The organism is Brachybacterium nesterenkovii (genome assembly GCF_900163655.1).
Classification (GTDB): domain Bacteria; phylum Actinomycetota; class Actinomycetes; order Actinomycetales; family Dermabacteraceae; genus Brachybacterium; species Brachybacterium nesterenkovii.
Genome location: NZ_FWFG01000059.1, coordinates 22,619 through 47,888, shown reverse-complemented (window position 1 = coordinate 47,888; position 25,270 = coordinate 22,619). Strand labels below are relative to the sequence as shown.

Sequence of the window (25,270 nt, the reverse complement as noted above, 5' to 3'; positions counted from 1 at the left end):
CCTCGCCCCTCGCCCCTCGCCCCGAGGAGAGCATCACCTGCCGGCCGGAAGCGCACGGCCGTGTGGTCACTTTTCGTCGGAATGCCTGCACGGAATGGTCGTTCCTCGTCGGAAAGAGGCTCGAATTCCGACGACAATCGACCAATCCGCCCACGGCCGAGCCCCAGCGGAACGCCCCGCCGCCCCGTCCCCCGCGGCTCGTAGGCTCGAGGCATGCCGATCCCCGACCCCGACACCCCGGAGTCCACCGCCTCGACGCCCGTCCAGGCGAACCCCGCCACGTCTAGCCCCGCCCGTGCGGAGCCCGACGCCCACGCGCCTCTGCCCCGTCCCGGGTGGGCGCCGTTCCTCGTGCCCGGGGTGCGCGTGGTGCTGCGCTACCGGATCGATCCCGACGCCTCTCCGCACGGCGAGAGCGTGACGGATGCGCTCGGGTACATCGAGAGCGTCGATGACGACACCGTCACGGTGATGACGAAGCGGGGCGCCGCCCGCGTGGTCCGCGGCCTCGTGGTCGCCGCGAAGCAGGTCCCGCCCCCGCCCGTCCGGCGCCGCCCGGCACCACCGCAGGCCTGACGCACTGACGGCACGCCCCGGCCCCGCCACCGGCACGAGGCCACGCCATAGAGCTGCGCGGGAGATAGGCCGGAGAATGCGCGAGCTCGTCATGCGGCGGCGCAGACCCCACCGCAGGCGTGACGCACCGCCGCGACCTCCCGCCGAGCGACGCCGACGCTCCATGGTCGACTCGCCGCAGCCCCGTCTCTCCGTGGGCGTCGGCTCTCGACCGACACCGACTCTCCGAGGACGTCGGCGCACCATCGACAGCGACCGTCCCCGCGGCCGTCAGCCCCGACGGACCCGCCTCGCCCGAGCCGTGAGCAGGAAGCCCACGCCGGCGACGGCGCACCATCGACAGCGACCGCCCCAGCGACCGTCCCCGCGGCCGTCAGCCCCGACGGACCCGCCTCGCCCGAGCCGTGAGCAGGAAGCCCACGCCGGCGACGGCGCACCATCGACAGCGACCGCCCCAGCGACCGTCCCCGCGGCCGTCAGCCCCGACGGACCCGCCTCGCCCGAGCCGTGAGCAGGTAGCCGATGCCTGCGACGACGTGCAGGGCGGCCCCCAGCCACACGAGGGCCTGCGCGGCGGCGATCAGGGACGGCGCCCAGGCGGCCGCGGCGGCCAGCAGGAACACCCCGATCATGAGGATCGCGGTGCGCGCCTTGCCGATCTTCGAGACGCCGAGGCTCTCCCGCAGCGCGGAGCGCCCCGTCGCCGAGGCCATCACGACGTCCACGACGAGCACGACCCCCAGGGCGGCCCACGGCAGCAGACCGGCGAGGGCGAGCGCGAGGCAGATGCCGACGAGGCCGAGGCGGTCGGCGACGGGATCGAGGGCCTCGCCGACGCGGCTGACCTGGTCGAGCCGCCGCGCGAGGAAGCCGTCGATCCAGTCGGTCAGCGCCCAGCACAGCAGCAGCACGACCGCCAGCGGATCGGGGCCGCCGCGCACGAGCAGGACGCACACGGGGACGAGCAGCAACAGGCGGACGAGGGTGACGGCGTTGGGGATCGTCGCCCAATCCGAGCGGCTGGTCGGCGTCCCGGGTCCGGGATCGGGGCGGCGCTCCCCGTCCTCGACCCGGTTCATTCCTGCTCCCGCGCATCGGCCGTGACGGATGCCCCGGGCCTCCGGGGGGCTCTTGGCCGACAGGCGCCGCATCCGCTGGACCCAGCAGAGCGCGAGGGCGAGCAGCGGGATGCCGATCCCGAGGATCTGCACCACCCAGCCCTGGTACTGCACCGTCTCGCCGATCGCCGCGGGCATGAGCACTCCCCCGCCGGCGCTCTGCCCGGCGAAGGGCAGGGCCACGAGGAACCACACGACGGCGAGAGTGACGACGCCCAGTCGGCGCCCGGTCGAGGCGAGCAGGAAGACGCAGCAGGCCGTCTGCAGCACCGCGCCCAGGATCAGGCCGATCGGCAGCTCAAACCCACCCGCGCCGCCCGAAGCCCCCGAGCCCCCGAGGGGCAGGCTCAGGCGATGGCAGGTGACCATGAGCAGCGCGGAGACGACGCCCAGCAGCGCCCCCATCAGGGCCTGCGCGATGCGGCTGGCCCGGTCGGTCCCCTCCTCGACGGCGGTGGGGTCTGCGTGAGCGGCCCCGCCTGGCGCCGCTGCTGCTCCGTGGGACGCCGCTGCGCCGCGCGACGCCGGACGCCCGGAGGGCGCGGCCGCGGATCGGGACGGCTGACGGCCGACGCGCGACGCCCCCGCGGGATCGGGCGCGCTCCGGTCCCAGTGCGCCCCGCGCACCGCTCCCGGAGCCGCCCGATCGGTCACACGGACGCCTTGGCGCGGGCGCGCGAGCGGGCGCGCTCCGTCGGGTCCAGGATGACCTTGCGGATGCGCACGGTCTCGGGCGTGACCTCGACGCACTCGTCATCGGCGGCGAACTCGAGGGACTCCTCGAGGGTGAGCTTGCGCGGCGGCACCAAGTTCTCGAAGGAGTCCGACGACGCGGCGCGCATGTTCGTCAGCTTCTTCTCCTTGGTGATGTTGACGTCCATCTCCTCGTTGCGGGAGTTCTCGCCGACGACCTGGCCCATGTACACCTCGGAGGTGGGCTCGACGAAGAACGAGCCGCGCTCCTGCAGGTTGATCATCGCGTAGGGCGTCACCGCGCCGGGACGGTCGGCGACGAGGGAGCCGCTGGCACGCAGCTCGATCGGGCCCATCCACGGCTCGTAGCCCTCGGCGATCGAGGAGGCGATGCCGGTGCCGCGGGTCTCGGTGAGGAAGCGGGTGCGGAAGCCGATGAGGCCGCGCGAGGGGACCATGAACTCCATGCGGACCCAGCCGGAGCCGTGGTTGGACATGGTCTCCATGCGGCCCTTGCGGGCGGCCATGAGCTGGGTGACGGCGCCGAGGTACTCCTCGGGCACGTCGATGGTCATGCGCTCGACGGGCTCGCAGCGCTTGCCGTCGATCTCGCGGGTGAGCACCTGCGGCTTGCCGACGGTGAGCTCGAAGCCCTCGCGGCGCATCTGCTCGACGAGGATCGCGAGCGCGAGCTCGCCGCGGCCCTGGACCTCCCACGCGTCGGGGCGATCGGTGGGCAGCACGCGCAGGGACACGTTGCCGACGAGCTCAGCGTCGAGGCGGTCCTTGACCTGGCGGGCGGTGAGCTTGTGGCCCTTGCCGTGCTTCCCGGCGATCGGCGAGGTGTTGATGCCGATGGTCATGGAGATCGCGGGGTCGTCGACCGTGATCAGCGGCAGGGGGCGCGGGTCCTCGACGTCGGTGAGGGTCTCGCCGATCATGATGTCCGCGAAGCCGGCGACCGCGACGATGTCGCCGGGGCGGGCGGCGCGGGTCATGGGCTCGCGGGTCAGGCCCTTGGTCTCGAGCAGCTCGGTGATGCGGGCGTTCTTGATCGTGCCGTCCTGGCGGGCCCACGCGACGGTGTCGCCCTTGGACAGCTCGCCGCTCTTGATGCGCAGCAGCGCGAGGCGCCCGAGGAACGGGGACGCGTCGAGGTTGGTGACGTGCGCCTGCAGCGGCATCTCGTCGTCGTAGGACGGGGCGGGGATCGACTCGAGGATCGTCTTGAACAGCGGCTCGACGGTCTCGGAATCCGGGAGGGCGCCGTCGGCCGGCTGGGTGAGGCTGGCGCGGCCGGCCTTGCCGGAGGCGTAGACGACGGGCACGTCCAGGACGGCGTCGAGGTCGAGGTCGTCGACCTCGTCGGCCAGGTCGGAGGCCAGGCCCAGCAGCAGATCGGTGGTCTCGGAGACGACCTCGTCGATGCGGGCGTCGGGGCGATCGGTCTTGTTGACCACGAGGATCACGGGCAGCTTCGCGGCGAGCGCCTTGCGCAGCACGAAGCGGGTCTGCGGGAGGGGGCCCTCGGAGGCGTCGACCAGGAGCACGACGCCGTCGACCATCGACAGGCCGCGCTCGACCTCGCCGCCGAAGTCGGCGTGGCCGGGGGTGTCGATGACGTTGATGATGATGCCCTCGGGGTGGCCCGCGGCGGCCGCGGAGGGGCCGTGGTACCGGATCGCCGTGTTCTTGGCGAGGATCGTGATGCCCTTCTCGCGCTCGAGCTCGCCCGAGTCCATCGCGCGGTCGTCGTGCTTGTCGCGGTCCCCGAGGGCGCCGCCCTGGGTCAGCATGGCGTCGACCAGGGTGGTCTTGCCGTGGTCGACGTGGGCCACGATGGCGACATTGCGCAGGTCGGTGCGGTGCTGGATGGACATGCGGGGGCAACTCGATTCGTCGATGGAGGCCGGCACTCCGACAGAGCGGCCTCCAGCATCCTACGGTCCGCTCTCCAGGCCGGTCAGGGTCGGGCGACGTGATCTTGGGCCCGTTCTGCGCGGCGCGAGTGGGATGCGCAGCGCGCCGCCGCCCTGAGGGGCGACGGCGCGCTGGATGCACCGGGACGGGCGGCCGTCAGGCGCGACCGGCCGCGGTGAACGGGTCCGTGGGCTCCCCGCCGAGCGGCGATGAGGGGCCCTCGACCTCGGCCTCGGCCGCCGCGGCGGCCTCCGCCGCCTCCTCCGGGTCGATGTCGACCTCGATGGTCTCGGAGCCCGCGAGCGGGATCGAGCCGCCGGGGATCGCCGCGAGCAGCCGCTTGGTGTAGTCCTGCTGCGGGGAGTGGAAGACCTCCTCGGTGGTCCCCTGCTCGACCACACGGCCCTTCTCCATGACGAGGGTGCGGTCCGCGATCTGGCGCACGACCGCGAGGTCGTGCGTGATGAAGATGTAGGACAGCCCGAGCTCGGCCTGGAGGTCGTTGAGCAGCTGCAGCACCTGCGCCTGGACCAGCACGTCGAGCGCCGAGACGGCCTCGTCGCACACGACGACCTCGGGGTCCAGCGCGAGCGCGCGGGCGATCGCGATGCGCTGGCGCTGGCCGCCGGAGAGCTCGTTGGGGTAGCGCTGGAGCATCGAGGCCGGCAGCGAGACCTTGTCGAGCAGGTCGCGCACCTTCGCCTCGCGGGACCTCTGGTTGCCGATGGAGTGGAGGCGCAGCGGCTCCTCGATCGTGCGGTAGATCGAGAACGTCGGGTCGAGCGTCCCGTACGGGTTCTGGAAGATCGGCTGGACGCGGCGGCGCAGGGCCATGAGGTCGCGCCCCGTGATCTCCGTGATGTCGCGCCCCTCGAACAGCACGCGGCCGGAGGTGGGCTGCAGCAGCTTGAGCACCATCTGGGCGACGGTCGACTTGCCCGAGCCGGACTCGCCGACGATCGCCGTGGTGGTGCCGCGCTCGAGCTCGAAGGAGACGTCATCGACCGCGGTGAACGGCGTCGACTTCCACGGGACCTTGCCGCGGATCGGGAACACCTTGGTGAGGTTCTCGACCTTCACGACGACGTCCGGGCCGTCGACCTGCCGCATCGAGCCGGTGAGGGTGGTGGGCTCGAGCGAGGACGCCGCGTGCTGGGCCTGCTCGAGCACCTCCTCGCGCTCCTTGGCGGAGACCAGGCGGCGGGACGACAGCGACGGGGCCGCCGCGATGAGCCGCTTGGTGTACGGGTGCTGGGGCTTCTGGAGGAGCTCGAGCGCGGGACCGGACTCGACGACCTGCCCCTTGTACATGACGACGAGGTGCTGGGCGCGCTCGGCGGCCAGGCCCAGATCGTGCGTGATCAGCAGGACGGTCGTTCCCAGCTCGCTGGTGAGAGAGTCGAGGTGGTCGAGGATCTGCTGCTGGACGGTCACGTCGAGCGCGCTCGTGGGCTCGTCGGCGATGAGCAGGCGCGGGCGCGCCGCGAGGCCCATGGCGATGAGCGCGCGCTGGCGCATGCCGCCGGAGAACTCGTGGGGGTACTGGCCGGCGCGGCGCTCCGCGTCGGGCAGACCGGCCTCCTCGAGCAGCTCGATCGTCCGCTTGCGCGCCGCACCGCCCTTGGCGACGCCGTTGGCGGCGAGCGCCTCGTCGATCTGGGTGCCGACCTTCCACAGGGGGTTGAGGTTGCTCATCGGGTCCTGCGGGACCAGGCCGATCTCGCTGCCGCGCAGGGCGAGGATCTCGCGGTTGGGGACGTCGGTGATGTCCTTGCCGCCGAAGCGGATGGTGCCGCCGGTGACCTTGCCGTTGCGGGGCAGGAGGCGGGCGATGGACATCGCGGTGGTGGACTTGCCGGAGCCGGACTCGCCGACGATCGCGACGGTCTGGCCGGGGTAGACGCTCAGGTTCGCGCCGCGGACCGCGTTGACGTGGCCCGTGGAGGTGGTGAACGTGATGTCGAGGTCGCGGATCTCGAGCAGCGGCCGCTCGGTGTCGCCGCCCTGGCCCGCCGCGTGCGAACCGGTCATGTCTGCGGTGGCGGTCATCGCTTCCTCGCCTTCGGGTCGAGGGCGTCGCGCACGGCGTCGCCCATCATGATGAAGCTCAGCACGGTCAGCGCCAGCGCGATCGAGGGGGCGAACAGCACCCACGGGTTGTTCTCGAGCGTGCGCATAGAGTCCTTGGCCGAGGAGAGGTCCGCGCCCCAGGACACCGCGTTGGTGATGCCGACGCCGAGGAAGCTCAGCGTGGCCTCCGCGACGATGAACACGCCCAGGTTCACCGTGGCCGTCACGATCACGGGGGCGATCGCATTGGGGATCACGTGGCGCAGGAGGATCTTGGTCTTCGAGGCGCCGAGCGCGGTCGAGGCCATGACGAAGTCCTGGTTCTTCACGGAGATGACGCTGCCGCGCATGATGCGGGCGATCGACGTCCAGCCGAAGATCGACAGGACGAGCGACACGGTCCACAGGTTCATGCCGTTGGGGAAGCGGTTGGCGAAGACGATGGCGCCCAGCACCAGCGGGATCGCGAAGAAGATGTCGTTGATGCGCGAGAGGACCTCGTCGAGCCAGCCGCCGACGTAGCCGGCGATCGCGCCGAGCGTGCCGCCGATGAGCGTGGACAGCAGCATGGTGAAGAAGCCGACGAGCACGGAGATGCGGGCGCCGTGCACGGTGCGGGCCCAGATGTCGTAGCCCTGGCGGCTGGTGCCGAGCACGTGCCCGCCCTCGCCGGGGGCCAGGTTCGAGTCGGAGATGACGCCGTAGGTCGGGTCGACCTTCGTGAACACGCCCGGGAAGGCGGCCACGAACAGCACGAACAGGATCAGCAGGGTCGAGACGACGAAGACGGGGTTGCGCAGCAGGGTGTGCATCGCCTCGCCCCACAGGGAGCGGGGCGTCGCGTTCGGGTCGACCGAGTCGACCTCCTGCAGCGGGGTCTCGCCGAGCGGAGCGACGTAATGGCCCTGGTCCGCGCGGGGGGCATCGGGGTTCATGACATCACTTCGCATAGCGGATCCTCGGGTCGAGCACGGCGTAGAGCAGGTCCACGATGAGGTTGGCGATCAGGAAGATGACCACGAGCAGCGTCACGATCGTGACGATCTTGGGGCTGTCGGACTTGGTGATCGCCTTCCACAGCTCCGAGCCGATGCCGTGGACGTTGAAGATGCGCTCGGTGACGATCGCGCCGCCCATGAGGGCGCCGAGGTCGGCGCCGATGAACGTGACGACGGGGATCAGCGAGTTGCGCAGGATGTGCTTGGTGACGACGCCGCCGCGGGACAGGCCCTTGGCCGTCGCCGTGCGGACGTGGTCGGCCGTCGCGACCTCCGCGACCGACGTGCGCGTCAGGCGCAGCACGTAGGCGAAGGACACGACGCCCAGCACGCAGCCGGGCAGGATCAGATCCCCGAAGCCGCCGCCGGAGGCGTTGACCGGCACGAGCTCGAGCTTGACGCCCAGGAGGAACTGGGCGACGAAGCCGATCACGAAGGTGGGGACGGCGATCACGAGCAGCGAGACCATGAGGAAGGCCGTGTCGATGATCGTGCCCTTCTTCAGGCCCGAGATCACACCGGCCGCGACGCCCAGGACGGTCTCGACGACGATCGCGATGAGCGCCATGCGGAACGTCACCGGGAACGCGGACTGCAGGGAGTCGGCGATCGGGCGCCCCTGGAGGGAGATGCCGAGGTCGCCCCGCACGAGGTTGCCCAGGTAGATGAGCCACTGGACGATCAGGGGCTTGTCGAGGTTGTACTGCTCGCGGAGCTGGGCGACGACCGCCGGCGAGAGGGGCTTGTCGCCCGCGATCGCCGCGATCGGGTCTCCGCCGGCGTAGAACGCCATGGCGTAGACGAGGAGGGTCGCGCCCAGGAACACGGGGATCATCTGCAGCACGCGCCGCGCGATGTACCAGATCACAAGGGTCACCTTCGAAAGGGGGTCGGGACGGTCGACGACGGAGGACGACCGCGACGGCGGTGCGGCGCTCGACGGCGCTCGCATCGTGCCGTTGGGGGCTCAGTGTACGGACCCGGCGCAGGACAGTCCTTCCCAGGTCCGGCATGACGACGGCGGGAGCGGGCCCCGCTGGGCCGGCTCCCGCCGTCTGATCAGCCGATCCTCGGGGGATCAGGCCTCCTTGGTGGCCTCGTAGCACAGCGGGACGGTGTCCCAGCCGAACTCGACGTCGCTCACGTTGTTCGAGTAGCCGCCGAGGGTGTTCTGGTACCACAGCGGGATGGCCGGGAGATCCTGCATGAGGATCGCCTGGGCCGCCTTGTACTTCTCGAGCGCGGCGGCGTCGTCCGCGGCCGAGAGGCCCTCGGCGAGCAGGCCGTCGAACTCGGGGTTCTTGTAGTCGCCGTCGTTCGAGCCCTTGCCGTCGGCCGCGGCCGTGGAGTAGAGCGGGCCGAGGAAGTTGAACACCGACGGGTAGTCGGCCTGCCAGCCCGAGCGGAACGCGCCCTTCATCTGGCGGTCCGTGATCTGCTTGCGGAACTCGCCGAAGGCCGGGAACGGCTGCGGCGTGGCGGTGATGCCCAGGTTGTTCTTGATCGAGTTGCACACGGCCTCGACCCAGTCCTTGTGCGGGCCGTCCGCGTTGTAGGACAGCGTGAACTCGCCGGAGAAGGGCTGCATGCCCTCGGCCTGCTGCCACAGCTCCTTGGCCTTGGCCGCATCGAAGGTCAGGACCTCCGCGCCGGGGATGTCCTTGGCGCCGCCGCCAGGGATCGTCGGAGCGACGAAGTCGGTGGCCGGGGTGCGGGTGCCGTTGAACAGCGAGTCGCAGATCTGCTTGCGGTCGATCGCGTAGGAGATCGCCTGACGGCGCAGTTTCCCGGCCTCGCCCGAGAAGTTCGGGTCGTTCTGGGCGATCGTGAAGGACTGGAACACGGCGCCGGGGGCGTTGACCGCACGGTCCCCGAGGTCCTCCTCGAAGGTCGACAGGACGGAGGTCGGCATCGACTGGCTGTCTACGATGTCGACCGTGTCCGTCTGCAGGTCGTTGTAAGCGGTCTCCGGATCCGAGTAGATCACGAAGGTCACACCCGAGTTCTTGGCCTTGCGCGGGCCGTCGTAGTTCTCGTTGACCGTCAGCACGATCTCCTGATCATGGGTCCAGGTCTCGAACTTGTAGGGGCCGTTGCCGACGGGCTTCTCCCCGAAGGCCTTCATATCCGCGAGAGCGGACTCGGGAAGCGGCATGTAGGCCGAATAGCCGAGACGCTTGGGGAAGTCCGACTGCGGGGAGACGAGCTTGACGGTAAAGGTCGTGTCATCGACGACCGCGAGGCCCGAGAGGGTCTCCGCAGTGGGCGTCTCGGCGGCGACGTCCTCGAAGCCCTCGATCGGTTCGAAGAAGGACTGCGCCTTCTGCGCGTTAGTGGTGAGCGCCCCGTAGTTCCAGGCGTCCACGAAGGACTTCGCGGTGACCGCGGAACCGTCGGAGAACTTCTGACCGGACTTGATCTTGATGGTCCAGGTCTGCTTGTCCTCGGAGTCGATCGACTCCGCGACCTCGTTCTCCACCTCACCCTTGGCCGTGTAGTACACGAGGCCGGAGAACATGGACTGGATGACTTTGCCTCCACCAGTCTCGTTGGTGTTGGTCGGGACGAGCGGGTTCTCGGGCTCAGAGCCGTTGGTGCGGATCGCGTCCGCGGCGGCACCCGAGCCGCCGTCGCTGCCGCCGTCGCTGCCGCCGCCGCAGGCCGCGAGGGCCACAGCCGAGGTGCCGGCCGCGGCGGTGCCGAGGATCATCGAACGTCGCGAAATCGCCATGGACGTCTCCTGTGTGTCGTGGGGCGCGCCCGGGCGGGGAGCACACGGGCGCCTTGGTAGATCAAGTCTCCCCCACGCCCCGACCCCCACAGGTCACAGTTCCGTCTCGGATTCGTCAAGTTCCCACCCGGCCGGGACACCTACGGCCTCACCTCATATGAACTACAAGCCGCGGAGGACCAGCCTTCCCACAGTCCACCGCACACCAAGACGGATCGCTTCGGAGCGCCAAAGATCTCCACAGCCACTCGACCTCGGTCACCTGACTGCGCGTCGAAAAATATCGTGCGGGTCAGCCTTGACGATCACTCGCCTTTCTGTGAAACCCATTTACACAGGGCCAACACAGGCCACCCTAGCCTCGGGATTCCACGGGGGTGTGGTCCCGATCGGCGGACGGCATAGAGAAAGGTGCTCCTGACCTGGAATGATACGGGTTGTTCAGATTCGTATTGATCCGCCGGAAGGAGCACCTTTCAGGTGTCCCACCCTACCTTGTTCTTCTACCCCCGCCCGCGCGTGGACATCGCTGAGGTCCCCGCGGTCTCGCACGCCGGCGCGGTGCTGTTGACCGACACGATCCACGCCACCGGCCTGGCTCCTTCGCTGCGTGAGGTGCTGGGTCCGTGGACGAAGCCGCTGGCAGAGCACCACGCGGCGAAGGTTTTGCTGGACCTCGCGATGACTCTCGCGGTGGGCGGAGAGGTCGCCTCGGATACCGATCTGCTGCGCTGCGAGCCGGGAGTGTTCGGTGACGTCGCCTCGGCTCCGACGATCTCCCGCATGCTCACCGTGCTCGCCCAGGATGCTTCTGCCGTGATCGAAGCGATCTCCCAGGCCCGTCGGACCGCGCGTGAACGAGCCTGGGCCCTTGCTGGCGGCCACTCTCCAGCCGCGGGGGCCAGTGTGAAGAAGCCGCTGGTCATCGACCTCGACGCCACCCTGATCACCGCCCACAGCGAGAAGGAGCAGGCCGCACCGACGTTCAAACGCGGCTTCGGCTACCACCCTCTATGCGCGTTCCTCGACCACGGCCAGACCGGGACCGGTGAGCCGCTGGCGATCCAGCTCCGTCCCGGCAACGCCGGCTCCAACACGGCCGCCGATCACATCACCGTTACCCGTGAGGCTCTTGCACAGCTCCCAGCGGCCCTGCTGGGCCGGGGCGGGCGGGGGTCGAAGAAGATCCTGATCCGCACCGATGGGGCCGGCGGCACCAAGGACTTTCTCCAGTGGGTGACCACACGGCGGCTGGCCTACTCCGTCGGGTTCACCCTCCCCGCGAGCACCCCTGACCTGCTCAAACGCATCGACGAGGCCGCGGCGTGGACCCCCGCCTATGACAGTGATGACGATGGCGTCCGCGACGGGGCGTTCGTGGCGGAGCTGACCGGACTGCTGGACCTTTCCGGCTGGCCTGCGGGGATGCGGGTGATCGTGCGGAAGGAACGCCCCCACCCCGGAGCGCAGCTGCTGATCACCGATCACGAAGGAATGCGCATCACCGCGTTCGCCACAAACACCCCGCGCGGCCAACTTCCCGTCCTCGAGCTGCGACACCGTCGCCGCGCGCGTTGCGAAGACAGGATCCGTAACGCCAAGGACATGGGCCTTGCGAAGTTCCCGTTGCAGGGGTACGCGCAGAACCAGATCTGGTGCCAGATCATTCAGCTCGCCTCCGAGCTTGTCGCCTGGATGCAGACCATCGCTCTGACCGGCCACGATGCCAGGAAGTGGGAACCCAAACGGCTCCGCGCGCGGTTGTTCGAGATCCCCGCGACCCTCGTGCGCCGCAGCCGGCACAAGGTCCTCCATCTCGCCCAGCACGCCCCTGAAGCCGTGAGGGTCCTGACCGGCGTCAACCGGCTCCGCACCGCCGTCGCACAGACCTGACCAAGCTGCTCCACCCGCCCCACCGACCAGCATCAACCTCTCGGGAGTGGAACCCGACCGCCCGCAACGGACACTGCGACGATCTGTCATACCCGGATGCCAGAATCAGCAGCTGAACACCGGCAACGACGCCGACTGCCCGCGCTCACCAACTCGATGAAAGATCGAGGCTAGGACCGACACCATTCCATTGTCAGCACCACTGCCACGTCCCCTTGTACTGATGCACAAACACGCCACGCTTAGGCGTTCCCGTGACTGAAGTAGATTTACCCGGGGCCAACGAAACGCATTTCCCCACGTATGCGGTGCCGTCAAGATAGACTACAGCCTTGATTCGCTTCGTTGCAGGAAAACAGTTCTTGGCGGTATAGGTCCAGCCGCTCCGGGTTCCGACGATTCGCGCCGTACCGCCGCATGGCCCAGAATTTGCAGCGAACGCCGGGATCCCACCTCCGAGGACAAGACTTGCTGACAGCAGTCCCGCGCCCACAAGCGCGGCACCCGTTCTTCTGACGTTACCCAAGAACCCCATTGGAACTCCTTTGTTTCGACTCGGTCAACTGCTGATAATTACATGCTCGGCAAGCATACAACGGCACGCCCGCCAGCGACAACGGCCGCAGTGCGGTTTCAGAGCGGATCATTCGCGGCGCCGCACCACATCCCTGCTGAACCGATTCTGGACGCCAGCTCATTCATCTCACCTCACTCCTTGACCATCTGGCTGTAGAGCGCGGAGCCGTTCCAGGTGAACTCGACGTCGGACATGCTCTGGGCGTAGCCGCCCACGTTGTTCTGGTACCACAGCGGGATCAGCGGCAGGTCCTGCATGAGGATCGCCTGGGCGGCCTTCGCCTTCTCCAGCGCACCGGCCTCGTCGGTCGCCTCCTGCATCTCGACCAGCAGGGCGTCGAGCTCGGGGTTCTTGTAGTTGGTCTGGTTGCCGCCCTTGCCGTCGGCCGAGTCGGTCGCGAACAGCGGGTACAGGAAGTTGAACGCGGAGGGGTAGTCCGCGACCCAGATCTGACGGAAGGGCACGTCGATCGTGTGGTCCGCGATGAGCTTCTTGTACTCGCCGAAGGACGGGAACGGCCGCGGCTCGATCTCCACGCCCAGGGTGTTCTTGATCGAGTTCAGCACGGCCTCGACCCAGTCCTTGTTGGCGCCGTCCGCGTTGTAGGCCATCGCGACCTTCCCGCCGGACGGGCTGATCTCCTCGGCCTGGGCCCACAGGTCCTTGGCGGCCGCGGCGTCGTACTGGAGCACCTCGCCGCCGGGGATATCGGTCGCGCCGCCTCCCTTGACGGCGGGCGCGACGAAGTCCGTCGCCGGGACGCGGGTGCCGAAGAACAGGCCGTCGCAGATGGCCTTGCGGTCGATCGCCCGCGAGACCGCCTGCCGCCGCAGAGCCCCGGCCTCGCCGGAGAACTGCTCGGACCACGACGGGATGCCCATGTAGATGAGGGTCGCGCCCGGCTGGTTGACCGCGCGGTCCCCGAGCTCGTCCTCGAAGGTCTCCAGGGCCGACGTGGGGACGGAGCCCAGCACGTCGAGCTCGTCCGAGACGAGATCGTTGTAGGCGGTCTCGACGTCCTGGTACACGGTGAACGTGACCCCGTCGTTCTTCGCGGCGCGCGGACCGTCGTAGTCGGGGTTCTTGACGATCTCGATGCTCTCGTTGCTCGTCCAGGCCTTGACCGTGTACGGACCGTTGGAGATCGGCTTCTTGCCGAAGGCCTCCATGTCCTTCAGACCCGCCTCGGGCAGCGGCGCGTAGGCCCAGTAGCCCAGGCGCAGCGGGAAGTCCGACTGCGGGGAGGTGAGCTTGACGGTGAACGTGGTGTCGTCGACCACCTGCAGGCCCGACATCGTCTCGGCGGTCGGATTCTCCGCGGCCACGGCGTCGAAGCCCTCGATGGGCGAGAAGAACGACTGCCCCACCTGGGCGTTGGTCGCCAGCGCGCCGTAGTTCCAGGCGTCCACGAAGGACTTCGCGGTGACCGCGGAGCCGTCGGAGAACGTCTGGCCGGACCTGATCTTGATCGTCCAGTTCTGCTGGTCCTCGGACTCGATCGACTCGGCGGCGTCGTTGGCGACCGTGCCGTCGACCGTGTAGTAGGACAGGCACGCGAAGCAGGCGGTGAGCACGTCGCCGCCCGCGAGCTCGGAGGTGTTGGTCGGGATCAGCGGATTCTCCGGCTCGCGGCTGTCGACCCGGATGACCGCTCCCCCTCCCCCGGCGTCGCTGGCGCCGGACCCCGAGCCGGAGCCGGAGCCGCAGGCGGTGAGGAGACCTGCCGAGGCGGCGGTCGCCGCCGTGCCGAGGATCATCGCGCGTCGGGTGAGGTGGTTCATGGGAGCTCCTGAGGTCGTGCATCCGATGGGCAGGGTCGGCACCGCGCGGACCCGCCCGCCCCGCGCCGCAGCGTGACGGGGGTCACTGCAGAATGCCAGACCCGCACCGTTCCGGCCCCCTCCGTCCGCCGCGGCGCGCGGATCGACACGAGTTCGTGACCTGCCGAGCGGTCGGCCGAGGCCCCGCTGCACGAGCACCGGCCGCCGTCCCGGGGCCCCGGTCCTGGCAGGGCGATGCTCCGCGCCCCCACAATGGAGGCATGACCGACATCGCATCCGCCGTCCCCGCCCCGATTGACCCCACCGAGACCGCCGCCTGGCGCGCGCTCGACCAGCACCAGGACGCCCTGACCGGCTCCCTCCGCGAATGGTTCGCGGCCGATCCGCAGCGCGCCGGCACCCTCACGCGCGAGGCGGGGGACCTGCACGTGGACCTGTCCAAGAACCTCATCACCGCCGAGACCGTGGATCTGCTGCTCGACCTCGCCCGCGAGGTGGGCCTCGAGGAGCGCCGCGACGCCATGCTCGCGGGGGCCCATATCAACACCTCCGAGGACCGCGCCGTCCTCCACACCGCCCTGCGCCGCCCCGCGGGGATCGAGCCCGCGCTCGTGGTCGACGGCCAGGACGTCGACGCGGATGTCCACGAGGTCCTCGGCCGCGTCCGCGCGTTCGCGCAGAGCGTGCGCTCCGGCGCCTGGACCGGCGTGACCGGCAAGCGCATCGAGACCGTCGTGAACATCGGCATCGGCGGCTCCGACCTCGGGCCCGTCATGGTCTACGAGGCCCTCAAGCCCTACGCGGACGCCGGCTCCGGGTCCGACGCCGCGGCTCCTCTCGAGGCCCGCTTCATCTCCAACATCGACCCGACCGACGCCTACGAGACGACCAAGGACCTCGATCCCGAGACCACCCTCGTGATCGTCGCCTCCAAGACCTTCACGACGCTCGAGACGATCACCAACGCGCGCCTCGTGCGCACCTGGCTGCTGGACGCGCTGCGCGCCCAGGGCGTCGAGTTCGACGAGGCCGAGGCCGTGGCCAAGCACTTCGTGGCCGTCTCCACCGCGCTCGACAAGGTCGCCGACTTCGGCATCGACCCCGCCAACGCCTTCGGCTTCTGGAACTGGGTGGGCGGGCGCTACAGCGTCGACTCCGCGATCGGCACCGTGCTGGCCGTCGTGCTCGGCCCCGACGTCTTCGAGGAGCTGCTCGCGGGCTTCCGCACCATGGACGAGCACTTCGCGACCGCGCCCCTCGCGGAGAACGTGCCCGTCCTCATGGGCATGCTCAACATCTGGAACGTGAACTTCCTCGAGGCCGAGACCCACGCGGTGCTGCCGTACTCCCAGTACCTGCACCGCTTTCCCGCCTACCTGCAGCAGCTGACGATGGAGTCCAACGGCAAGTCGGTGCGCTGGGACGGCTCGCTGGTCTCCTACGACACCGGCGAGGTGTTCTGGGGCGAGCCCGGCACCAACGGGCAGCATGCCTTCTACCAGCTGCTCCACCAGGGCACGCGGATCATCCCGGCGGACTTCATCGCCTTCGCCACGCCCGCGCGCCCGCTGCGCGACGGCGAGCAGGACGTCCACGAGCTGCTCCTGGCGAACTTCTTCGCCCAGTCCAAGGCGCTGGCCTTCGGCAAGACCCGCGAGGAGGTCGAGGCCGAGGGCACCACTGGCGCGCTCGTGCCCGCCCGCATGTTCTCCGGCAACCGCCCGTCCACCTCGATCATGGCGCCGGCGCTGACGCCGTCGGTGCTGGGCCAGCTCATCGCGCTGTACGAGCACATCACCTTCGTCCAGGGCACCGTGTGGGGCATCAACCCCTTCGACCAGTGGGGCGTCGAGCTGGGCAAGCAGCTCGCGAGCGCCCTGGCCCCGGCCGTCGCGGGCGACGAGGCCGCGATCGCCGCGCAGGACGCCTCGACCGCCGAGCTGATCCGCTACTACCGCGCTCACCGCGCGCGGGACTGAGGCCCGTCCCCCGCGTCCGGGCCCGCGCACGGGCGCGGGCCCGGGCCCAGCCCCAGGCCCTGGCACGACCGCCGGCGCGGACACCGCCACGGACCGCGGCGGGGACCTCGGCCTCACCGCCCCGCCTGCGCACCATCGCCCCGCTCGGTCGGGCGTAGCCTGCCGGACGAGCGCCCGTCGTCGCCGCACGACGGGCGCTTTCGCATCCCCGTATCCCGTCGCGCCCGGCACCGCTGTGCCGTCCCCGATCCCCGTCCCCCGCGCCGCTGAGGCGCGGGCTGAAACTCGAGGAGCCCTGTCGCTCATGTCCATTCCCGCACCGAGCGCGACGGCCGAGGCCGCCGCGCTCCCCGAGCAGGCCCCCCGCCCCGAGGACGCCCGCCTCCCCCTCGGCCGCAACCTCCTCTACGGCACCCAGCACGTGCTGTCCATGTACGGCGGCGTCGTGGCCGTCCCGCTCATCGTCGGCACGGCCGCCGGCCTGTCCACGGCGGACGTCGGCCTGCTGGTGGCCTGCGCGCTGCTCGTCTCCGGCCTGACCACGCTCCTGCAGTCCCTCGGCGTGCCGTTCATCGGTGCCCGCCTGCCGCTGGTCCAGGGCACCACCTTCGGCGCCGTCTCGACGATGCTCGTGATCATCGCCGACGGCGGCGGCCTGCCCGCGATCTTCGGCGCCGTGATCGTCGCCGGCGTCGTCGGCTTCCTGCTGGCCCCCGTCTTCTCGCGCCTGCAGCCGCTGTTCCCGCCGGTCGTGACCGGCACGATCATCGCGGCCATGGGCATCTCGCTGCTGCCGGTCGCGGCCGGCTGGATCATGGGCACCGAGGGGACGCCCGGCGCGGGCAGCGCGCAGAACCTGCTGCTGGCCCTCATCACGCTCGCCGCCGTGCTGGTCCTCTCGCGCATCCGCCGCCTCTCCGGCGTCGCGATCCTGCTGGGGATCGTGATCGGCACCGTCGTCGCCGCGCTGCTGGGCGCCGCCGACTTCTCGCAGGCCGCCGAGGGCTCGCTGCTCGCCCTCCCCCGCCCGTTCGCCTTCGGCGCGCCGACCTTCGATCTCGCGGCGATCATCCCGATGATCGTCGTCATCATCGTGACGCTGATGGAGACGATGGCGAACCTGTTCGCCGTGACCAAGGTGGTGGGCACGGAACTGCCGCCCCGGCGCCTCGCCGCCGGACTGCGCGCCGACATGGCCGCGACCGCCGTCGCCCCGCTGCTCAACTCGTTCCCGCCCACGGCGTTCGCGCAGAACATCGGCCTGATCTCCGTCAGCCGCGTCCGCTCCCGCTTCACCGTGGCCGCGGGCGGCGTGCTGCTGGTGCTGCTGGGCCTCGTGCCGGTGCTCGGCCGCGTCGTCGCCTCCGTGCCCACCCCCGTGCTCGGCGGCGCCGGCATCGTCCTGTTCGGCTCCGTCGCGGCGGCGGGCATCCGCACGATCGGCGAGGCCCCGCGCCGCGACGACATCGACTCCGGTCACGACACGATGATCGTCGCGGTGTCCCTGGCCCTCGCGGTCATGCCGATCGCCGTGCCCGGGCTCTACGCCTCGCTGCCGTCGCTGGTGGCGATGGTGCTGGGCTCGGGCGTGAGCGCGGCGGCCTTCAGCGCCGTGCTGCTGAACCTGCTGCTCAAGGGCCGCGGAGGCATCGCCCCGCGGGCGCACGACCACCCCTGACCGCCGCCCGTGATCGCGGCGCCCTGCTCCGCGACCACGGCCCGGAGACGCCGACGGCCCGGCCCCCTGCCCAGGGGGCCGGGCCGTCGTGCAGGCGGGGAACAGGCGCAGGCGGGCGAACGGGGCCCGCGGGGCTCAGGCTCTCCGCATCACGCGCCCTGCTGGGCGGCGAACTCGCGGACCGCGCGGTCCTCGTCCTCCGCCTCGCGGATGTAGAACTCGGGCACCTGGCGCTCGGGGTAGCGACACTTGACGATCTGCCAGCCGATCACGAGCAGCACCCCGAACACGGGGATCGAGGCGACCGTCCACAGCCCCATCGGGAAGGTCGAGCCGTCCTCGAGCGTGGCCGTGTTGAAGGCGATCAGCACGACGATGCCGAGGATCGCCAGCAGCGAGATCACCGCGGCGGGGATGCCGCCGGGCATCGGCAGCTCGGAGGCCTCGCGCCCCTTGAGGCGGCGCAGGGCGATCACCGAGAAGAAGATCGCCGCCCAGGACCCGAGCACGCCGATCGCGGCCGTCTCCATCGCGAGATCGAAGGCGAGCGACCCCGAGCCCTTGCCGCCCGTCACGAGGAACGCGACCACGAGCCCGACCAGGTAGAACACGGCGATCGCGAGGATCGAGGCGTAGGGCACGTGGCGCGCGTCCATCCGCGTGAGCCACTGCGGGGCGTGCCCGTGGTGGGCCATCGTGCGGAACACGCGACCGATCGAGTACAGGCCGGAGTTGGTCGAGGAGAACGCGGCGGTGGTGACGACGAGCGTCATCGCCGTGCCCATCCAGCCGGTCCCGAGCTGCTGGAACACCGTCACGAACGGGGAGACGCCCGCCTTGCACTGGTCCGAGGGCAGCAGCAGGGCGAGCAGCAGCACCGAGCCGACGTAGAACACGACGATGCGCACGATCACGGCGCGGATCGCGCGCGGCACCTCGGTGCGCGCGTCCTTCATCTCGCCGGCGGTGATGCCGATGATCTCGATGCCGTTGTAGGCGAACACGACGCCCGACAGCACGAAGATCATCGCCGCGACGCCGTGGGGGAACACGCTGCCGTTCACGGCGGTCATGTTGTGCAGGCCCGCCTCGTGCCCGCCGATCTTCGCCGAGATCAGCACCAGCACGGTGCCCACGAGCAGGAAGCCGACGATCGCGACGACCTTGATCACCGACGCCCAGAACTCGAGCTCGCCGAACACCCTCACGGAGATCAGGTTCGCGGTGACCAGCAGCACGAGCGCGATGAGGGAGGTCAGGAACCAGTGCAGGTGCGGCAGCAGGTTCTGGACGTACAGGCCGATCGCGATGAGGTCCGCGATGCCCGTCAGCCCCCAATTGATGAAGTAGGCCCAGCCGGCGAGGAAGGCGCCCTTGGCGCCGTAGAACTCGCCCGCGTAGAAGACGAGCGAGCCCGAGGTGCGGCGATACATGATCAGCTCGCCGATGGCCCGCATGAGGAAGAAGGCGAGGACCCCGCCGAGGGCGTAGGAGCCGATGAGGGCCGGGCCGACTCTCGCGAGGCGCCCTCCGGCGCCCATGAACAGGCCGACGCCGATCGCGCCGCCGATCGCGATCATCGTGACCTGGCGGTGGGTCAGGGTCTTGGCGTATCCCTCCTCCGACAGCTCCTCGGCGATGGTGGCCGGAATCACAGCAGTGCCGTCCGGTTGGTGGACGTGGCGAGTGGAGCTCATCGCTCCCGCTTTGCGGTCATCACGTGCGCGCCGGGGCCGTGGCCGCGGCGGCGCTCCGGGCGCGGGCACGCGCACCGGACTGGGGGAGAGTAGACCCTCCCGACCGCGCACGACGGCACATTCCATCGACCTCGACCCCTCGACCCCCGACGTGTCGGCCCCGCAGGTGCGCCATCGGGTATTCATGGACCGTTCGTCGGGGCGTCGCCGCGTCGCGGCGTTGGTCCCTCGGCAACGTCCCTGTAGGTCCGTAGAGTGGTGGCGGCCCTGCGACCCCTCCAAGGAGACCCACCTGATGAAGATCGGCATCCTCACCTCCGGCGGCGACTGCCCCGGTCTCAACGCCGTCATCCGCGGCGCCGTGCGCAAGGGGGACAAGACCTATGAGGACGAGTTCATCGGCTTCCTCGACGGCTGGCGCGGCGTGATCGAGGACGAGATCATGCCCATCCCCCGGCGCAAGGTCCAAGGCCTGAGCCGCCTGGGCGGCACCATCCTCGGCTCCTCCCGCTCGAACCCCTTCCACGACGACGGCGATGGGGCGGCGCTCGTCAAGCGCACGCTCGAGGCCCATGACATCGACGCGATCATCGCGATCGGCGGCGACGGGACGCTGTACACCGCCAACCGCCTGTTCCAGGCGGGGGTGCCCGTGGTCGGCGTCCCCAAGACCGTGGACAACGACCTGGACGCGACCGACTACACCTTCGGCTTCAACACCGCCGTCGAGATCGCGACGGAGTCCCTGGACCGCCTGCGCATCACCGGCGAGTCCCATCACCGCTGCATGGTCGCCGAGGTCATGGGCCGCAGCGTCGGCTGGATCGCCCTGCACTCGGGGATGGCCGCGGGCGCCCACGTCATCTGCATCCCCGAGTTCCCGCTGAGCATCGACGAGATCTGCGAGTACGTGCAGGCCACGTGGGATCGCAAGCGCGCGCCGCTGGTGGTCGTGGCCGAGGGCTTCACGCCCAAGGATGCTCCTGAGGGGCTCATCGACTACGACGTGGACGAGTTCGGGCGGCCCCGCTTCGGCGGCATCGCCCAGACCCTCGCGCCGATCATCGAGCAGCGCACCGGCATCGAGACGCGCGCGACCGTGCTGGGGCACATCCAGCGCGGCGGCGAGCCGACCGGCTTCGACCGGGTGCTCGCGACCCGCTTCGGCATGGCCGTCGTGGACCTGCTGCACCGCGGCGGGCTGGGCCGCATGGTGGCCCTGCGCGGCACCGACATCGTGGACGTCCCCCTGACCGAGGCCATCGACAACCCCAAGCGGGTGCCGCTCGAGCGCTGGGAGGAAGCGGCCGACCTCTTCGGCTGACACGCGGCAGAGGGGCCGTGCCGCGGCCCGAGCAGCAGCCCGGCCCGCGGCACGACCGGCACCTGCGTCGGCATGCGTGCCGGGCATCGCGCGCCCCGTGCCAGCGTCCGCGGTCGTCCACGCTCACGATGCCAGGCGCTGCATGTCGAGCACTGGCGCTATAGCGCCACCTCTCGTCAGAACCGCAACGGGTCCACGGTCGCACGTAGAGCAGGGCGACCGGGGCGGGCGTCGTTGCCGGGGTTCAGCGCTCGGCACCGACCTCCCCGAGGAGCGCACGGGCGTAGGAGGACTGCACGGACTCCTCGTCGGAGGGCTGGTAGATCCCGGCCCGGACGTCGCGGGAGAGGCGCTCGATCTCGCTGCCACGGGAGTAGTGGCGCCCGCCGCTGGAGCGCAGCACCTCGTCGACCGCGGCGATCGCCGCCTCCGTCGCGCGCGCCTTCACGCCCGAGAAGTGCAGGGACCAGCGCGGTCCGTGGTCCGTCGCGCCGGGGACGGCCTGGGCGGCGCCGAGGGCATCGAGGTCATAGGCGACCTTCTCGATCTGCAGCACTGCGCCGTCGCAGCCGATCGCGGCGCGCGCGAGGCGGCGGCGGATGTCGGGGTCGTCGGCGTGGACGATCCCCCGGGTGACCGAGCGCCGCGTGGTCGCGATGCCGACGCCGACCTGCACGGCGCGCTCGGCGATGCCGATGTACACCGAGGCGAGCAGCAGCTCGAACACGCCGAAGATCCCGAAGGGCAGCGGCTCTCCGTTCGGGCCGACCGGCGTGGTGGCGAGCACGGCCTCGGCGGGCATGACGGCGCCGTCCAGGCGCGTGGTGCACGACTGGGAGGCGCGCATGCCGTGGGTGTCCCAGTCGTCGAGGGACGCCACGCCCTCGCCGCGCTCGAGGATCCCGAAGACGAGGCGATCGGAGGCGGCATCATCCGCACCCGCGATCTTCGCGTGCGTCACGAGGCGGGTCCACGCCGGAGAGAGGGAGGTGAAGATCTTGATGCCGGTGAGCTCGTAGCCGCCGTCCTGGCGGGGCGCCGCCGTGGTCGCGGCGTCGAACAGCATGGCCTCGTTGCCCGCCTCGGAGATCCCGAAGGCGAACAGCTCGCCGGCGGCGGCCTGCTCGAGGATCGTCCGCGCACTCTCGAGCCCGCGCCGCAGCGCGACGACGGCGGCGCCGGTCACGACCAGGTGCATGTTGATGCCCAGTGCCGTCGCGGGCGCGGCGCCGGCCAGGCGGCGCTGCAGCCGGGTGACCTGCAGCAGGCTCACGCCGAGCCCGCCCATCTCGGTCGGGACGAACAGGCGCAGGTAGCCGAGCTCGCGGAGGTCGGCAAGGTCCTCGTCGAAGAAGCGGTTCTCGCGGTCGTAGACGGCGGCCCGCTCGCGGAAGGTCTCCAGCAGGGCATCGGGCAGGAGCCGTTCGGGCTCCAGCGCGGTCTGCTCAGCATCGCGGGCGGGATCAGTGGAGGGATCGGCGTTCATGTCCCCACGCTAGCGCGGGTCGGAACGGATCGGACCGCACGGCCGCGAGCACGCCCGGCCCTCGTCCGACGGCTCCTGGCGGCCCCGTTCCGCCGGACCCGCCGTGCGCCTCCGCGCGGTAGTCTTGACGTCAAGGGAGTTGCGGAGTCGCGCACCGCGCGCGACGCCCCCGAGACGGCTCCGCGCCCGCCCCGACCACGAGGAGTGCACCCACCGATGGCCACGAATCCCGCCGCGTCCCGCATCATCTACACCCACACCGACGAGGCGCCGATGCTCGCGACCGCCTCGTTCCTGCCGATCCTCCAGGCGTTCTCCGCCACCGCCGGGATCGACGTCGAGACCCGCGACATCTCCCTGGCCGGTCGCATCATCGCCGCGTTCTCCGACCTCCTGCCGGAGGACCAGCGCGTCCCCGACGCCCTCGCGGAGCTCGGCGAGCTCGCACGCTCCCCCGAGGCCAACATCATCAAGCTGCCCAACATCTCCGCCTCGGTGCCGCAGCTCAAGGCCGCGATCGCCGAGCTCCAGGGCCAGGGCGTCGCCCTGCCCGACTACCCGGACTCCCCTGCGACCGACGCCGAGCGCGATGCGCGCGCCCGCTACGACGCCGTCAAGGGCTCGGCCGTGAACCCCGTCCTCCGCGAGGGCAACTCCGACCGCCGCGCCCCGAAGGCCGTCAAGGACTTCGCCAAGGCCCACCCGCACCGCATGGGCGCGTGGTCCGCGGACTCCCGCACGAACGTCGCGACGATGGACGCCGACGACTTCCGCCACTCCGAGCAGTCGGTCATCATGCCGGCCGCCGACACGCTCACGATCCGCCTGGTCGGCGCCGACGGCGAGACCACCGAGCTGAAGACCGGCCTGGGGGTCCTCGCCGGCGAGGTCGTCGACGCCGCGCGCCTCAGCGCCCGGGCGCTCGACGCGTTCCTGGCCGAGCAGGTCGAGCGGGCCGAGGCCGAGGGCGTCCTGTTCTCGGCGCACCTGAAGGCCACGATGATGAAGGTGTCCGACCCGATCATCTTCGGCCACGTGGTCCGCGCCTTCTTCCCCCGCACCTTCGAGGCCCACGGGGCGGCCCTCGAGGCCGCCGGACTGTCCGCGAACAACGGCCTCGCCGGGATCTTCGCCGGGCTCGACGGCCTCGCGGACGGAGACGCGATCAAGGCCTCCTTCGAGGAGGAGCTCGCCTCCGGCCCGGCGCTGGCGATGGTCGACTCCGATAAGGGCATCACCAACCTGCACGTGCCCAGCGACGTGATCGTCGACGCCTCGATGCCCGCGATGATCCGCACCTCGGGCCACATGTGGAACGCCGACGGCGAGGAGCAGGACACCCTCGCCGTCATCCCCGACTCCTCCTACGCGGGCGTGTACCAGGCCGTGATCGAGGACTGCCGCGCGCACGGGGCCTTCGACCCGGCGACGATGGGCTCGGTCCCGAACGTGGGCCTCATGGCGCAGAAGGCCGAGGAGTACGGCAGCCACGACAAGACGTTCGAGATCGACCGCGACGGCCGCGTCGAGGTCGTGAATGCCGCCGGCGACGTCCTCATGAGCCACGACGTCGAGGCCGGGGACATCTGGCGCGCGTGCCAGACCAAGGACGCCCCGATCCGCGACTGGGTGCGCCTGGCCGTCGAGCGCGCCCGCCTGTCGCAGACCCCGGCGATCTTCTGGCTGGACCCCGAGCGCGCGCACGACCGCAACCTCATCGGGCTGGTCGAGCGGTACCTGGCCGACCACGACACCGAGGGCCTGGACATCACGATCGCCGCGCCTGTCGAGGCGTGCCGCACGTCGATCGAGCGGATCCGCCGCGGCGAGGACACTATCTCGGTGACCGGCAACGTGCTGCGCGACTACAACACCGACTTGTTCCCGATCCTCGAGCTGGGCACCTCCGCGAAGATGCTCTCGGTGGTCCCGCTGATGAACGGCGGCGGCCTCTTCGAGACCGGCGCCGGCGGCAGCGCCCCCAAGCACGTCCAGCAGCTGATCGCCGAGGACTATCTGCGCTGGGACTCCCTCGGCGAGTTCCTCGCGCTGGCCGAGTCGCTGCGCCACCTCTCGCGCGCGGCCGACAATCCGCGCGCCGCGGTGATCGCCGACGCGCTCGACCGGGCGACCGGCACCCTGCTGGAGAAGGGCCAGTCGCCGCAGCGCAAGCTCGGGACCATCGACAACCGCGGCAGCCACTTCTGCCTCGCGCTGCACTGGGCGCGCGAGCTCGCCCAGCAGACCGAGGACGCGGAGCTCGCGCAGGCGTTCGCGCGCCTGTCGGCCGAGCTCGCCGAGAAGGAGCACATGATCATGGAGGAGCTCCTGGCCGTGCAGGGCAGGCCCGCGGACATCGGCGGCTACTACCGTCCGGCCCCGGAGAAGACCGCCGCGGTCATGCGCCCCTCGGCCACGCTCAACGCGATCATCGATGCGATCGCGACCGCGCTCTGAACGGGTCTCCCGGCGTTCGGCTCTGAACGGCTCGCCCGGCGTTCACGGCTGGGCATTCCCCTCGGGGCGCTCCGCTGTGCGTTCTTCGGTGAGCCCTCGCCGTCGAGCCGCCGCACCCCTGCGCGCCGCCCCGTCGCCCTCCCGGCGGCGGGGCGGCGCCGTCATCCCTCCCGGCCCCTCCTGGGTCGTCAGCTCTCCACTCCATCCGTCCTCCGCTCCGTCCGCCCTCCGACCCCTGGGCTGGTCCTCTCCCCTTCCGCGCCCCGCGTGTTCTCCATCCCTCGCCCCTCCG

At 70.6% G+C, this 25,270-nt stretch carries 15 protein-coding genes; 6 read left to right on the top strand and 9 right to left on the bottom strand.

Annotation, left to right across the window (positions count from 1 at the left end; translation table 11 throughout):
- The first annotated feature begins 213 nt into the window (after nucleotides 1–213).
- Nucleotides 214–576 (top strand): putative acetyltransferase, encoded by a 363-nt coding sequence (locus FM110_RS06665; protein WP_234991979.1) that lies wholly within the window; start codon nucleotides 214–216, stop codon nucleotides 574–576.
- Between the two features lie 476 nt (nucleotides 577–1,052).
- On the opposite strand, the gene FM110_RS14530 is transcribed toward FM110_RS06665, so the two are convergent.
- The 6 genes from FM110_RS14530 to FM110_RS06625 all read right to left on the bottom strand — a co-directional run bounded on the left by FM110_RS14530 (nucleotide 1,053) and on the right by FM110_RS06625 (nucleotide 10,106).
- Nucleotides 1,053–2,099: a CDP-alcohol phosphatidyltransferase family protein gene (locus FM110_RS14530; protein WP_234991978.1), complete on the bottom strand. Its 1,047-nt coding sequence runs from the start codon at nucleotides 2,097–2,099 to the stop codon at nucleotides 1,053–1,055.
- Between the two features lie 245 nt (nucleotides 2,100–2,344).
- Entirely contained in the window at nucleotides 2,345–4,267 is a 1,923-nt protein-coding gene (gene typA / locus FM110_RS06650) for a translational GTPase TypA (RefSeq protein ID WP_087103814.1), read from the bottom strand.
- 196 nt (nucleotides 4,268–4,463) lie between these two features.
- Nucleotides 4,464–6,356 carry an ABC transporter ATP-binding protein gene (locus tag FM110_RS06645; RefSeq protein ID WP_407641032.1) on the bottom strand — a complete coding sequence of 631 codons (1,893 nt, stop codon included), beginning with the start codon at nucleotides 6,354–6,356 and terminating at the stop codon, nucleotides 4,464–4,466.
- Complete coding sequence (locus FM110_RS06640; protein WP_087103812.1) at nucleotides 6,353–7,327, bottom strand: ABC transporter permease; 975 nt, start codon at nucleotides 7,325–7,327, stop codon at nucleotides 6,353–6,355. Before FM110_RS06640 ends, FM110_RS06645 begins: the two co-directional genes overlap by 4 nt.
- Nucleotides 7,317–8,243: an ABC transporter permease gene (locus FM110_RS06635; protein WP_087103810.1), complete on the bottom strand. Its 927-nt coding sequence runs from the start codon at nucleotides 8,241–8,243 to the stop codon at nucleotides 7,317–7,319. The genes FM110_RS06640 and FM110_RS06635 overlap by 11 nt, the downstream gene beginning before the upstream one ends.
- A gap of 210 nt (nucleotides 8,244–8,453) precedes the next feature.
- Nucleotides 8,454–10,106 (bottom strand): peptide ABC transporter substrate-binding protein, encoded by a 1,653-nt coding sequence (locus FM110_RS06625; protein ID WP_087103805.1) that lies wholly within the window; start codon nucleotides 10,104–10,106, stop codon nucleotides 8,454–8,456.
- A gap of 480 nt (nucleotides 10,107–10,586) precedes the next feature.
- Between FM110_RS06625 and FM110_RS06620 the strand changes: the two genes are divergently transcribed.
- A complete protein-coding gene (locus FM110_RS06620; protein ID WP_087103803.1) occupies nucleotides 10,587–11,999 on the top strand; it encodes an IS1380 family transposase in 1,413 nt (470 codons plus the stop codon).
- A gap of 708 nt (nucleotides 12,000–12,707) precedes the next feature.
- On the opposite strand, the gene FM110_RS06615 is transcribed toward FM110_RS06620, so the two are convergent.
- Nucleotides 12,708–14,357, bottom strand: coding sequence for a peptide ABC transporter substrate-binding protein (locus FM110_RS06615; protein WP_234991976.1), 1,650 nt, complete (start codon nucleotides 14,355–14,357; stop codon nucleotides 12,708–12,710).
- Nucleotides 14,358–14,617: 260 nt separating this feature from the next.
- On the opposite strand from FM110_RS06615, the gene pgi reads away from it, so the two are divergent.
- Both pgi and FM110_RS06605 read left to right on the top strand, forming a co-directional pair.
- Nucleotides 14,618–16,336: a glucose-6-phosphate isomerase gene (pgi, locus tag FM110_RS06610; RefSeq protein WP_087103801.1), complete on the top strand. Its 1,719-nt coding sequence runs from the start codon at nucleotides 14,618–14,620 to the stop codon at nucleotides 16,334–16,336.
- Between the two features lie 304 nt (nucleotides 16,337–16,640).
- The gene (locus FM110_RS06605) at nucleotides 16,641–18,014 is read left to right on the top strand and encodes a nucleobase:cation symporter-2 family protein (protein WP_087103799.1); all 1,374 of its coding nucleotides are present in this window, start codon (nucleotides 16,641–16,643) and stop codon (nucleotides 18,012–18,014) included.
- 149 nt (nucleotides 18,015–18,163) lie between these two features.
- Here the strand turns inward: FM110_RS06605 and FM110_RS06600 are convergent, their stop codons facing one another.
- Entirely contained in the window at nucleotides 18,164–19,711 is a 1,548-nt protein-coding gene (locus FM110_RS06600; RefSeq protein WP_087103798.1) for an amino acid permease, read from the bottom strand.
- A gap of 295 nt (nucleotides 19,712–20,006) precedes the next feature.
- Here FM110_RS06600 and FM110_RS06595 point away from each other — a divergent pair, with 295 nt between their 5' ends.
- The gene (locus FM110_RS06595) at nucleotides 20,007–21,035 is read left to right on the top strand and encodes a 6-phosphofructokinase (protein WP_087103796.1); all 1,029 of its coding nucleotides are present in this window, start codon (nucleotides 20,007–20,009) and stop codon (nucleotides 21,033–21,035) included.
- A 244-nt stretch (nucleotides 21,036–21,279) separates the two neighbouring features.
- On the opposite strand, the gene FM110_RS06590 is transcribed toward FM110_RS06595, so the two are convergent.
- Nucleotides 21,280–22,521 (bottom strand): acyl-CoA dehydrogenase family protein, encoded by a 1,242-nt coding sequence (locus FM110_RS06590; protein WP_087103793.1) that lies wholly within the window; start codon nucleotides 22,519–22,521, stop codon nucleotides 21,280–21,282.
- A gap of 216 nt (nucleotides 22,522–22,737) precedes the next feature.
- Between FM110_RS06590 and FM110_RS06585 the strand changes: the two genes are divergently transcribed.
- Nucleotides 22,738–24,978 (top strand): NADP-dependent isocitrate dehydrogenase, encoded by a 2,241-nt coding sequence (locus tag FM110_RS06585; RefSeq protein WP_087103791.1) that lies wholly within the window; start codon nucleotides 22,738–22,740, stop codon nucleotides 24,976–24,978.
- Nucleotides 24,979–25,270 lie beyond the last annotated feature (292 nt).

Excerpts from the sequence above, each read along its gene's own strand:
- FM110_RS06645 (WP_407641032.1), bottom strand. The coding sequence starts at position 6,356 with ATGACCGCCACCGCAGACATGACCGGTTCGCACGCGGCGGGCCAGGGC.
- FM110_RS06665 (WP_234991979.1), top strand. The coding sequence starts at position 214 with ATGCCGATCCCCGACCCCGACACCCCGGAGTCCACCGCCTCGACGCCC.
- FM110_RS06605 (WP_087103799.1), top strand. The coding sequence starts at position 16,641 with ATGTCCATTCCCGCACCGAGCGCGACGGCCGAGGCCGCCGCGCTCCCC.
- FM110_RS06600 (WP_087103798.1), bottom strand. The coding sequence starts at position 19,711 with ATGAGCTCCACTCGCCACGTCCACCAACCGGACGGCACTGCTGTGATT.
- FM110_RS06590 (WP_087103793.1), bottom strand. The coding sequence starts at position 22,521 with ATGAACGCCGATCCCTCCACTGATCCCGCCCGCGATGCTGAGCAGACC.
- FM110_RS06615 (WP_234991976.1), bottom strand. The coding sequence starts at position 14,357 with ATGAACCACCTCACCCGACGCGCGATGATCCTCGGCACGGCGGCGACC.
- FM110_RS06640 (WP_087103812.1), bottom strand. The coding sequence starts at position 7,327 with ATGCGAAGTGATGTCATGAACCCCGATGCCCCCCGCGCGGACCAGGGC.
- FM110_RS06585 (WP_087103791.1), top strand. The coding sequence starts at position 22,738 with ATGGCCACGAATCCCGCCGCGTCCCGCATCATCTACACCCACACCGAC.
- FM110_RS06625 (WP_087103805.1), bottom strand. The coding sequence starts at position 10,106 with ATGGCGATTTCGCGACGTTCGATGATCCTCGGCACCGCCGCGGCCGGC.
- FM110_RS06595 (WP_087103796.1), top strand. The coding sequence starts at position 20,007 with ATGAAGATCGGCATCCTCACCTCCGGCGGCGACTGCCCCGGTCTCAAC.
- pgi (WP_087103801.1), top strand. The coding sequence starts at position 14,618 with ATGACCGACATCGCATCCGCCGTCCCCGCCCCGATTGACCCCACCGAG.
- FM110_RS14530 (WP_234991978.1), bottom strand. The coding sequence starts at position 2,099 with ATGGGGGCGCTGCTGGGCGTCGTCTCCGCGCTGCTCATGGTCACCTGC.
- typA (WP_087103814.1), bottom strand. The coding sequence starts at position 4,267 with ATGTCCATCCAGCACCGCACCGACCTGCGCAATGTCGCCATCGTGGCC.